The sequence below is a fragment of the Chryseobacterium candidae genome, from assembly GCF_004916905.1.
Lineage (GTDB): Bacteria > Bacteroidota > Bacteroidia > Flavobacteriales > Weeksellaceae > Chryseobacterium > Chryseobacterium candidae.
Genome location: NZ_SDLV01000025.1, coordinates 165365 through 177330 on the forward strand (window position 1 = coordinate 165365; position 11966 = coordinate 177330).

An 11966-nucleotide genomic window follows, 5' to 3' on the forward strand; every position below is an offset into this window, starting at 1 on the left:
TGAACACAGACTGAAAGTCTGCGAACAAAGTTATGGAATGTAGTGAAGAATCTCATCTGGTTGTTTATGATTGAGATTCTTCCTTCGTCAGAAATCGAAGATTCGACGTAGTCAATGACAAAAGTTCTAGTGGACTTTTGAGACAGCCTCTTTTTTGTTTTATAATGGATTATTTTTTCAGAGCTTCGCTTACGGCCTTACAATCTGCAGGGCTTAGCTTCTGTCCGTCTTTATAACTGATTCTTTTCTCGTCAGCATATTTGGATTGTCCGTCTTCTTCTTTATGATCGCCAATACCTTCTGTTAAAACATTATCCTTTTGAAGAAAGTAGATATCTCTTTTGCTCTTTTTACCTTCAGAAGTAAATTCATACGTTAATTTCAGGGTATCTCCGGATTTGAAACCCGTTACATCTCCTTTTGAACTGTCTTTTTCACTGTTTTTATAAGATAATTTTCCGGTGATTGTTCCTAAATTGTCATCAATAGAAGCAAAAACACTGTCTTTTCCTGTAACCCCGATATAACAGAACGATTTTGGTCCAAGAGTATCTATTACAGGTTCTTCCACGGCAATGGTATCTGCTTCTACTTTGGGAGCCGGTGCTTCAGTTTTCTTATTACAGTTGATTAAAAAAGCTGATACAGCGCCCAATAAGATTAATTTTTTCATATCCTTAATTGTTAAAAATCAAATTTCTATTCTGCTAAAATAATAATAGTATTTGTATATTAAAAATAGGATATGAAGAGATAATGATTTTATGATGAAAATTAATATTTCAGAAAATGAATTTTAATGAAAAATATTAATTGAAAAAATACATTGAAATTATTAATACTTACAGCATGAATTAACAGGTCGCTCCTCTGGAGCTATAATTTTAAAGCAAATACGTTCTATTAACAGTTAGTTCTTATTGGAGCTGAATTTGATCCCATCGGGATCTACTGTTAATAGAAAAAATGAAGTCTCCATAATAATAAAGCTCCGGAGGAGCGACCTGTTAATTATACTTTAATCAATTGGACAACAATGTTTAAAAATATTGCTCATAATGAAATACTATTTTAATGCTCTTAAAAATGTCTAATGTTTTTAGGCATGAAAAATGATTTACTCTTTAAAATTGATTGTAATGAAAAAGATGGCGAAAGTGCTGAGTTTGGGATTATTTATTTTAGGTTTATTTTTTGTTCCGGGACAAGCACCCCAGAATTATATTTATACTTCCTCAGTAGATCTGCATAGAATTGAAAAACTGATTACCCGCAAAGATATTGGCGGAGTACAGATTGTCTATAACTGGAAAGCTTTGGAAACATCAAAAGATGTATATGATTTTTCTGTTATTGAAAAAGATCTGAATTATCTGACAAGCCTGAATAAAAAACTATTTATACAACTTCAGGACAGATTTTTTGAACCACAGGCAAAATATATTCCTGAATATCTTTTGAAAGATAAAGAATATACAGGAGGATTGGTTCCTCAGTATGATAATCCGGGTGAAAATAAACCTGTTGGAAACGGTTGGGCTACCCAGCAATGGAATCCGGCTGTAAGGCTGAGATTTCAGAAACTGATAGCAGAGCTGGCAAAGAAATTTGACGGAAAAATTCAGGGGATTAATCTTCCGGAAACAGCAATCGATATTGATATGAAAAAGGATAAAACAGGCTTTAGCTGTGACCGTTATTTTCAGGCCGAATTGGAAAATCTGAAGTTTGCGAGAAGTGCTTTCCACCATTCTTACGTTCTGCAATATGTCAATTTCTTTCCTTGTGAATGGGAAAATGACCATCAGTATATGTCCAGACTATTCGATTTTGCTTACAAAAATAATATTGGGTTGGGCGGGCCTGATATTGTTCCGGATAAAAAAGCACAAATGAAAAATTCTTATCCTTTTTTTAATCGATATAAAGGAAGACTTTCTATGGTAGCAATGGCCGTTCAGGAGCCGACTCTGACCTATAAAAATCCGAAAACCAAGAAACCTTTTACCAAAGAAGAATTTACCAAATATGCTGAAAACTATCTGGGCGTTAACATTATTTTCTGGAGTGTGGAATCTCCCTGGCTGAGAGATCCCAGTTAATTATTCTCCTCTATACTTTTAATATTCCTCTAAAACCTCTTGCCGCATAGTAAGAATCTGCACCATTGTGATAAGTAAATACAGTATTGTACCGTCGGTCGCAGAAAACAGCACCTCCAAGTTCACGGATCTGCGTTGGTGTTTTGATCCAGCTTGAAGTCTTCTGGTCAAATTTTCCCAATTCCTGAAGCTGGCGGTATTCTTCCTCTGTTAAAAGTTCAATGCCCATTTCAGAAGCAGTATCAATGACGTTACTCTCTGGTTTGTTGGCTTTTCTGGCATCCCAGGCAGGATAATCATAGCATAAGCTTCGGCGTTTGGGACTTTCCGGAGAGCAGTCAACGAAGGAATATTCATCCGTTTTTTTATTGTAATCTACTACGTCGGGTTCACCTTCTGTGGCTTCCATTTCGTGTAAAGACCGGATCTTTTCGGGATTGGTTTCCAGTTTTTGCTGGATTTTTTCCCATTTTAGGTCTTTATGGCGGTTCATATTTTTTTCGAAACGGGCTTTTAGTGTTTTTAAAAGCTCGTTGATTTGTTCCTGGGTCAGTTTCTTTTTCATGTCAAATTTTATTTTGTTATATGGATATGTTGAGTGGTATTGTTGGAATTGCGAAGACGCAAATTTTATTAATAATGCCTTTTTTAAAGACACTAGGATTTTATCTGCGATAAAATTTATTCATTTTAATCTTAAAACATTAATCAATAATAGTGATTTTTCTTTCTGCCGGTCTGAAGTACCAGGAAATAATGACCAGTACCAATAATAATACTGCCGGAAAAGTTCTTCCTGCTGTGTCACCCACGATAAGATGGGAAATTACAGCGTCTGACATAACAAAGAAAAATCCTGCATACGCCCATTCTTTCAACAGTAAACGTTTAGGAATTAAGATCGTAATAACGCCCAGAATTTTCCATACTCCGATAATGATCATCAGATAAGAAGGATAGCCGAGATTGGTAAAATTGGCCAGCTCATCTTTATTTTTCATCAGCTGGACAATGGCCGTGGAAACCATTCCCAGAGCCATCCAAAGGGTAAATATCCAATAGATGATCTTTTTTCTTTTTTGTGATGGTTGTGGTGTGTTCATGATCTGTTTTTATAGTTAGTTGTTTAATCCTATTCCTTCCATGATTTGTGGAATACATTTTTCAATGCGGGCTTCACGGGTTTTGGACTGTTTGGCAGAAGAAAAGTGGAGTAGATAGGCTCTTTGTCTTCCGGGAGTTAATGCTTGGAAAGCTTCCTGTAATGCAGGATTTTGATCCAGCTTCTCCTGAAATTCCTCAGCTATTTCAAACTCTTTTGTTTTCTTCATTTCCACTTTAGCGCCTGATTCTTCTATTTCAACGGCTTCAAACATATACGAGCGAAGAACTTCCTCCAGATCATTGATTTGCGCTAGCTCTGTAAAGCGGATCTGTCTTGCTGCCTGTACGTTTTTAGACTGCTGAATCAGGATATTGTCAGGATCTTTCATTAAAGCACCTTTGAAGAAGAGAAGGGCACAGTATTCCTTAAAACCGTGGATCAGGAAAATATTCTTCCCTTCATAGGTATAACAGGGACAGCCCCATTTTAAATCTTCTGTAAGCTCTGTACTCAGGGCAATAGTTCTTAATTTTTCAAATTCTTCCTGCCATTGTCCGGCGTTTTCGAAGAAAAAATTAACTTTTGGATTCATTGTGTGGTATGTTTTAGGGTTTGAGAGTATTAGAGTGGGAGAGGTTTGAGTTATTCTGGATAGTATATAAACCTCGAACCTCGTATCTTGTATCAAATTCTGGTATCACCTATTATCTGCTACCTGCTACCTTTCACCTAACAATTCCTGCAAACGGTTATGCGCCATATTAATGCCCTGTGCAAAAGGCATTTTCAGGTGCTGATCTCTGAAGTCTACAGATTTATAAATGGTCTGGATCGTGATTTTGCTGGTGGTATCCGTTAATTTTTCAAATGTTAAAAACTCCATCTGAGCCGGAAATGGGGTGTTTTCCATCTGGAAAGTTCTTATAATTTTTTCATTCTGAACAATGTCATGAATAGTTCCATTGGCACTGAAAACTACATCGCCCTGAGGGTTTGACGTTTCGAAGCGATAACTTCCGTGCTGTTTGTTTTCGAATTGGGTTACTTTCGTTCCCATCCATTGTTCGAACAATTCAGCTTCTGTATACGCTTTGAAAAGAAGTTCTACAGGAAGATCAAATTCTCTGATGATGAAAATTTCCTGTTTGCCGTCTTCTGCCTGAATTTTTGTTTTAAGTTCCATATTTTGAGTGGTGTTTAAGTTTGAGAGTTTGAGAGTGGGAGAGTTCAAGGTTTAAAGTTTAATGTTGTTATCCTTTCACTGCTCATTGACGATTCATTTGCAAAGCAAAATTCACTATTGACACTGGTGTTCACAATTTAAACTTTGACATCCATGGTCTCTCATCTCTTCGTCTATTATCTTTTATTACTCTTTTTTCAAGTTCTGAAAAGCTTTCATCACACTTTCCAGCTTGTTGAATTTCTCATCCCACATGTTGCGGAAGGGTTCTATAAAATCGGCTATTTCTTTCATTTTATTGGGATTCAGATGATAGATAATTTCTCTGCCGTTTTGTTCAGATCTCAGCAGTTCACATTCTGTAAGGATCTGAAGATGCTTTGAAACGGTAGGTCTTGCCGTATCAAAATTGGAAGCAATGGCTCCCGCTGTCATCGATTGTGCTGCCACCAACATTAATATAGACCGTCTTGTAGGATCTGCTATCGCCTGAAATACATCTCTTCTTAAATTCATCGTGTAGTTATTTGACTACAAATATATGTGTAGTTATTTAGCTACGCAAATATTTTGTAATAAATTTTTGATTGTAATGAAAAAAGCTCAACAGTATAAGGTGATACATTGTTGAGCTTTGAATTTTTATAGGAGAAGTATGCTTAAGATCTTACTTCCCAATCTTCAACTATATTGATGGCTTCCCGCAGATAGAGATCTTTCTGAAGATTTTTAATCCATGCCTCAGATTTGCTTTTGAATGCGGCATCGTTTTTCTCTCTTTCAATATCCTTTGGATACATCGTGAATGTAAGACCATTTTCCCATGTTTTTAATATTTTGAATTTATCATCCTCAGTTTTTCTCTGCTTCATCAGTCCGCTGTATTTCTGAATGCTTAAAGGCACTGTTTTTTCTTTCCCCAGATTTTCTCTCCATTGGGCATACTCAAGTAACAGTTTATAATTATCATTTTTAGCAATTCTCTCTGCACTTACTTTCTGCAAAGCCTGAATATTGAGAAAGTTTTGTTTATTGAAGGTTGTTCCCGGTATTTTATCCCAGGCCAATGCGTAGTCATCATATTTTTCACCTATCTCTGCATAAGAAAAGATATCTTTCATCGGGATATCTGAGCTTACTCCTTTTCTCTGTGTAGACTCTCCGGTGATCCTATAATATTTCTGAATAGTTAGCTTTACAGAACCAAAATCTTCTTCCGTATTTAAAAACCTGTTCAGATCTACAAATACCTGTACAGTTCCTTTTCCATAGGATACAGGAGATCCCATGATAACTGCTCTTCCGTAATCCTGCATCACACCGGCTAAAATTTCTGCCGCAGAAGCAGACAGTTCATTCTGTAGAATTACAAGTGGACCGTTCCAGATGGGCGCTTCATTTTTATTTTTTAAAGTGGTAATCTTTCCATTTCCGTCTTTCACCTGCACATAAGGGCCTGCATCCATGAAAAGCCCCATAATATCACCAACTTCCGTTAAAGAACCACCGGAATTACCTCTAAGATCAAGAACAATTCCCTGAATATTTTGCTCTTTAAGTTTGATAATTTCATTTTTAATATCATCAGATGCATTTCTTCCGTCTTTGTCTTCAAAATCCGCATTGAACTTAGGTAAATTGATAAGGCCGTATTTCTTATCGGATGCATTTACGATAATACTTTTAGCGAAAGTATCTTCAATCGATATTTCTTCACGGTTCATAGTTACTTCCTGAATTGTTCCGTCTTTTTTCTGTACCGTTAAAGTAATGGGCGTTCCTTTTTCCCCTCTGATTAATTTGATGGCTTCGCCGGAAAGCATATCCACTACATTGACAGGTTCCGTATCGGGCGTAGATTTTATTTTTAAGATCTTATCACCTTCCGTAAGCTGCTTGGTCTTCCATGCGGGAGCTCCAATGGATAATGTCCCGATATAAAGGCTTCCTTTCTTTTCCTTAATCACTGCACCTATCCCGATTATTTTTCCTTTGAAGTCCATTTCAAAATCCTTCCTTCCCTGCGGTGAATAATAATTGGTATGCGGATCAAAAATATGAGTATACGCATTCATGTACACAGTAAACGAATCCATTTTTTGCCTTTTCCTGAATCTGATAAATTTTTCTTCCAGAAGATCTTTAACGTTTTCTGTCGCTTTTTTTATCTTTTCATCCTGGCTGAGTATTTTGGGCTTGCTGCTGTTTTCCTCATTGGTAGAATCATCCTTCTTTTTTTCGCTTTTCCTGTTCAGGGATTCTATTTCCTGAAGAATATTGTATTTTACATATTTCCGCCATTCATTATATTGCTGCTGCTTGTTGGCAGGTGCATTTTTTAGTTTAGGTTCCAAAGTCAGTATTTCATCTTCTTCCAGATTGATGGGTTTACTGAAAATGTCTTTGGTCATTGTATCAATTTCATCAATCCTTTGAGACAATTTATCCACGGTCAGTTTATAAAAAGTCAGATCTCCGGTGTTCAGATAATCGTCCAGTTTGGTTTCATATTTACGAAACTCATCCATATCAGATTGCAGGAAATAGGTTTTTGTAGGATCTATTGATTCAAAATACTGCTTATACACTTCTTTTGAATACGCATCATTAATAGGTTTGGGGCTGTAATGCAGGTAAGACAAAATATTCTTGGTATTGACCATGATGATCTGCATCTTTTCTTCTTCATTGCCGGGAGGGCGGAAACCGAACGCAAAAAAGGTAAGCGGAAGAAGTAGTAAAAAACGAACGGTTCTAAAATTTTTCAACATATTTTTGATTGTGCTTTTAATTGAAAACTATACTTGTTTTGTTGCCATTAATTAATCTTTTTTCAATTAATTGATTGAAAATAGCAGTAAACAAGAGCTTTCAATGTGCTTTTATAAAATCATGTGAATGTATGAAAAATATTGATAATAAGGAGTTGTGGAGGAGGATTTTAAATAAGTTTAAGGATTAATGAGTTATATTTTTGTCAATATCAATATAGATTGTCTCGTAGGGTCTGCTATAGCCTGAAATGCATCTCTTAATAAATTTATTGAATTTAGCTTTTTGTAGAAGAATAATTTCTATAGTAATCAAGAAAATAAGAATATTCCTTAAAGACTTTCCAAATATTTGGATTTGAAAATGTTTCTAATAATTTAAAATCCTCCACAATTGTTTGAGAGTTTGCAATTGCATGTATGTTTATTTTTTCTTCCAAGGTACTAGTGCTTTCATCCAAAATTTGATGTATAGAAAGATTTGAAAGTGAAAATAGATACCATAATCTTCGGATATTTATCAAAATATCTTTGTTTAAATTTAAAATTTCAAAATAGTTTCTATTTTGTAAATCTAAAATATATACAATTGTACCATCAGGGAGATATTGAATTGAATTTTGCATCAAATTAAAAGGTGGGACAAATTCATCACCTCTTTCTCTATTACAGCATGTAAAGTCTTCTGAAGATTCAAATATTCTACCATTACAAGATGCTACGATATTATGATAAGCAATATGATGAGGAAAAGGAGGTTTATTTAATTCATTTGTTGATGATTCAAAAACAATCTGAGGAATGACATTTTGATTTAGAATATTACTGTGTTGATAATAAGGAATAAAATCAACTAACATTGATTTAGTTCTAGGAATAATATGTTCAAGTTCGGTAGAATTATCATTTACAATATTTCTACAACAATAACAGCATTTATTATTTTGTTCAGTAATAAAAAAACTTCTAAATTTTATTACAGGATTTTTAATTTGTGAATAACCTATATTTTGATATTTATATGTTCCATCATTTTGCTCGAGCCAATTAGCGTCAATAAAGTTTGTAACAAAAGCTATAGCGTCCTGATTAGTTTTGTCAAGATAAATCATTTATGAATTAAGCTTTATTATTTTGTTTTAATCTTTTATTTATTTCACTTTCTAGATATTTATTATTTCTCCCTGCTATATCTATCAATTCGGTTTTAATTTGGCTAGCCTGTTCTAATTTCCCAAATTTTGTGAGTATCACAATAGAATCAATCAACTTTTCTAGTTCAGATTGACGATATCGAGCCCCCATCACTTCAGTAAGACCTGTATTATAATCAATACCATAAATATTGTCAACTTCTTCATTATAATAATCATTTCTATCGTGTTCTAGTTTAATAATCTTATTATTACTATCTGTTTTGAAATTACTAATAACTAGAGGTGAGTGTGTTGTTACAATAAACTGAATATTGGGAAATGTTATTCTTAGGCGCTGTAAAATTTCTTGTTGTAAAGTAGGATGTAAATGAAGTTCAATTTCATCTATTAGGACAACGCCATTGCTTTCTATTCCTTGATTTAATATATATGATCTGTAAGCAATGTCAATTACCATTGAAAACATACGTTTATATCCCATAGGTAATGTATCAAATGTAATTGATCTACTATCTTTGAATGTGAATTCTAAAGAAAAATCCTCCTTATTAAGGCGATTTATTGATATTCTGAAAAGCTCAAATTCATCATTAATAAAATTGTATGTTTTAGATAATGGTTCAGTAAATTTTATCAGTTTGTTTTGAATATAATCTTTCTCTTTTAAAAAATCTTTTCTTCTTGTATCATTTTGCAAATGATACAAATTTGATTTTAATTTTTTTATTCTTTCCTTCCATTCTGGAACTTTGTCATAATCATATTTGTCTTTATTATCAATTAACTTTTCAAACAAAAAAATTTGTTCTTCGAACTTTTCTATGTCATGCTGAATATCTCTTTCAAAAGAAAATACTTTATAAAATCTATTTAGCCAGAGTTCCAGACAATTTGTTCTATCATCCCAACCATAATATCCTAAATCTCTTGGAAGAATATCCTGATAGACAATTTTCTTTGCCTTAGAACCAAAATTTATCAATTGGTGTGGAAATGAATCTGTGATGACAGCTAGTACAGGAAGAGAAAGAGAGTTTTCTGTGTCCTGATTATAAAAGCCTAAAGCAATGTTTAGAGCTTCACTGTATTGAGTTGTCAATAAGCCTCCATTCATATTATTTTTTACCATTGCCCATTCAATATCCGTATTATTGTAAATTGCTTTAAAAGTATTATTTATAGGATAGTTAAAATTTCTAGAATATGAATCAAAATTAGCTTCAAATTTTCCAAAAGATTTAACCTTGGCATTATTTGAAATAGATAAATTTTTTTGATGATTTTTAGATTTAGCAAACATAAAGCTTAAACCACGTCGAATACCTGATAGCACGCTTGATTTACCAGTTCCATTTTTCCCAATAAAGACTGTTGTTTCTATTCCATATTTTAACTCATAATGCTTAAAGCAACGAAAGTTATCAAATTTTGTTTCTGTAAGTTTCATATTTTATTTTTTAAGAACAATTTTAATCATTAGTTTTTTTAATGATTAAATAAAAATAATGGTAAATTTCCATTATTTTTCAAGTCTTCATTCTTCTAAATTTATTGATCTAAATTAATACTTTTACGCTTTAAAGCCTTAGTCTTTTATAATTAGTCTTTCCAACTTCTCAATCATTTCCTTCTGCTGCTGAAGCATACGCTCATAAAGCTCCACCATCTTATCAAGAGGATTAAAAGTAGGTTGAATATTTACAGCATTTAAAGTGGATGTATCATTGCTTGTGAACGTATTAGAAATAATATTCACCGCCTGTTCCTCATCAAAATTCTCAATCGCTTCTGCAGGAACTTTCAAAATCTTCGCTACCTGTGCCAGAATATCAGATTCTACGGTTTCTTTTTGCTCTAAAAGGGAGATTTTCTTCTGGCTCCAGTCGTCGCCCATTTCAAAAGCCAGTGCTTCCTGTTTGATTCCCAGCATTTCGCGGAAACGCTTGATATTTCTACCCTGGTGTATTTTTTTATTTTGCATATCTGTGTAACTCATAATAACAAATATAAAGCTTTAGATTAAAAAAATAAAGTGCTGTTTTAAAATAAATACTATTCTAAAATATCTCTCTTTCAGAATAAAATATACTTTCCTCAGATGGTTTATGCTTCTTATTATACCTTCATTTGTAGAAAAATAACACCTATGAAAAGAAAAAGAAGAATGAACAGCAGCAAATATAATGAACTGAACAATCGTTACCTTACGGTTTTCCTCAAATCATTTTCAAGAGCGTATGGCAAAATAGTCTACTTCCCCGAAATAAGAATAGCAGGGAAGTGGGTACAGCAATGTGGTTTTAAGGCAGGAGATAAAATACTGGTTACGGTGAGCAGAAACCAGATTATTTTGGAAAGGGAAGTGGATTATGAGGGATCAGTATGATTTTTTTGATATTTCTCGCAGATTTTGGAGATTACGCAGATCCTTTTAGAGTTATAATCTGCGATATCTGTTTCATCTGCGGGAGATTTTATGATTATTGAATTAAACGCAAAGTTTTCAAATAAAGGATTTTATATTTTAGCGAGGCTAAGGATGACAGGTGAACTTGCCTGATGAAGCGGATGCGGATAGATTTTCTTATTGTTTTATAAAAACACCAATATATTTTCCATTGTATTCTACAACAGAAGTATTAATGTTTTTTTTGATACAAAAATCCTGATAAGCAGAATTGTCGCCAATATCATCACTAATAAACACTGCACCAGACTTCAGTCTTTTATAAATTTTTTGATATGCCCACATCCTTCCGTGGTAACTTTTGTCAGAATCATAGTGGAAAACATCAAAAGAAGAAACTTTTTTTAAAATTTTAGGTAAAGATTCTCTGTCTGCAAAACGGAATAGCTGCCAATATTTTTTAAGATTTTCCGGAACAATATAACCTACATACTGATCACCATCCTGAGCAAGATAAGGCATATCTGAGCTATAGAGTGTTCCATTTCTTTTTTGAAGAGAAAGCAGTATGGCTAAAGAAGACCATCCGTAAGCTACACCTGTTTCAAGGACGTGTTGTGCTTTGGTAAATTCGCAGGCGTAATAAATAAGCTCCAGTGCACCAGGCCCACCCATGGTAATAGGACATTCTTTTTCTTTTATGTTGGCTTTTTCCAGAACAACGGCATAAGTAGACCTGAAATGATCGGTGTTCATAGAAAAAAGCCTGGAAACCGCTACCTTTTGGGAAACTGCTATGGATGCAGCCCAGGAATTTGTTTTTGCTTTTCCTTTGAATGGACTTCTTCTGCTTACCGTATTTTTAATAATTTTTCTGCCCAGTTCAGGATAAAGAGCAGGTCTTTTAAGATAAGCTACAAATGTTTTGATAACTGTTGACATTTCATTGATTGTATTAAAGTTACAAGACAAATGTATCCTATTAAAAACCATATTGCATTGAGGCAATATTAATTTTGAACGTAAATCTGTTTAAGATTTTGTAATAAATAGAGTCCGGTAATTAATCAGTGAAATATCTTATTTTTGAGGTAAAAATGAAATTGTAAAGCATTGATATATTTTGCTTTAGAAAGATAAAGTGGTAAGCGAGCGTACCTGGTGAAGTCCAGTGAAAAGTCTCTTGCAGATTTTTGGAATGTTAATCTGCAATATCAATTTGCTTCAGGAAAGATAATATT

The 11966-nt window shown here is 33.7% G+C and carries 13 protein-coding genes; 2 read left to right on the forward strand and 11 right to left on the reverse strand.

Annotated elements, in window-relative coordinates; genetic code table 11:
- Positions 1-169: 169 nt before the first annotated feature.
- Positions 170-673, reverse strand: coding sequence for a hypothetical protein (locus EK417_RS12790; protein WP_136522344.1), 504 nt, complete (start codon positions 671-673; stop codon positions 170-172).
- 466 nt (positions 674-1139) lie between these two features.
- Between EK417_RS12790 and EK417_RS12795 the strand changes: the two genes are divergently transcribed.
- Entirely contained in the window at positions 1140-2102 is a 963-nt protein-coding gene (locus EK417_RS12795; protein WP_136522345.1) for a hypothetical protein, read from the forward strand.
- A gap of 10 nt (positions 2103-2112) precedes the next feature.
- Here EK417_RS12795 and EK417_RS12800 read toward each other — a convergent pair whose 3' ends face one another.
- The 9 genes from EK417_RS12800 to EK417_RS12840 form a co-directional block, all read right to left on the reverse strand.
- Positions 2113-2667: a DUF4256 domain-containing protein gene (locus EK417_RS12800; protein WP_136522346.1), complete on the reverse strand. Its 555-nt coding sequence runs from the start codon at positions 2665-2667 to the stop codon at positions 2113-2115.
- Between the two features lie 139 nt (positions 2668-2806).
- On the reverse strand, positions 2807-3205 hold the full coding sequence (locus tag EK417_RS12805) for a DoxX family protein (RefSeq protein WP_136522347.1): 399 nt from the start codon (positions 3203-3205) through the stop codon (positions 2807-2809).
- A gap of 15 nt (positions 3206-3220) precedes the next feature.
- Positions 3221-3799 (reverse strand): YdeI/OmpD-associated family protein, encoded by a 579-nt coding sequence (locus EK417_RS12810; protein WP_136522348.1) that lies wholly within the window; start codon positions 3797-3799, stop codon positions 3221-3223.
- A gap of 126 nt (positions 3800-3925) precedes the next feature.
- Positions 3926-4390, reverse strand: coding sequence for an SRPBCC family protein (locus EK417_RS12815; RefSeq protein WP_136522349.1), 465 nt, complete (start codon positions 4388-4390; stop codon positions 3926-3928).
- Positions 4391-4576: 186 nt separating this feature from the next.
- On the reverse strand, positions 4577-4906 hold the full coding sequence (locus EK417_RS12820) for an ArsR/SmtB family transcription factor (protein ID WP_076594672.1): 330 nt from the start codon (positions 4904-4906) through the stop codon (positions 4577-4579).
- A 143-nt stretch (positions 4907-5049) separates the two neighbouring features.
- Complete coding sequence (locus EK417_RS12825) at positions 5050-7161, reverse strand: carboxy terminal-processing peptidase (RefSeq protein WP_136522350.1); 2112 nt, start codon at positions 7159-7161, stop codon at positions 5050-5052.
- Between the two features lie 278 nt (positions 7162-7439).
- On the reverse strand, positions 7440-8273 hold the full coding sequence (locus tag EK417_RS12830) for a hypothetical protein (RefSeq protein ID WP_136522351.1): 834 nt from the start codon (positions 8271-8273) through the stop codon (positions 7440-7442).
- A gap of 7 nt (positions 8274-8280) precedes the next feature.
- On the reverse strand, positions 8281-9765 hold the full coding sequence (locus EK417_RS12835; RefSeq protein WP_136522352.1) for an AAA family ATPase: 1485 nt from the start codon (positions 9763-9765) through the stop codon (positions 8281-8283).
- 138 nt (positions 9766-9903) lie between these two features.
- The gene (locus EK417_RS12840) at positions 9904-10314 is read right to left on the reverse strand and encodes a helix-turn-helix transcriptional regulator (protein ID WP_136522353.1); all 411 of its coding nucleotides are present in this window, start codon (positions 10312-10314) and stop codon (positions 9904-9906) included.
- 150 nt (positions 10315-10464) lie between these two features.
- Here EK417_RS12840 and EK417_RS12845 point away from each other — a divergent pair, with 150 nt between their 5' ends.
- Positions 10465-10704 carry a SymE family type I addiction module toxin gene (locus tag EK417_RS12845; protein ID WP_034697863.1) on the forward strand — a complete coding sequence of 80 codons (240 nt, stop codon included), beginning with the start codon at positions 10465-10467 and terminating at the stop codon, positions 10702-10704.
- Between the two features lie 198 nt (positions 10705-10902).
- Here EK417_RS12845 and EK417_RS12850 read toward each other — a convergent pair whose 3' ends face one another.
- Positions 10903-11667 carry an O-methyltransferase gene (locus tag EK417_RS12850; RefSeq protein WP_136522355.1) on the reverse strand — a complete coding sequence of 255 codons (765 nt, stop codon included), beginning with the start codon at positions 11665-11667 and terminating at the stop codon, positions 10903-10905.
- Between the last annotated feature and the right edge of the window lie 299 nt (positions 11668-11966).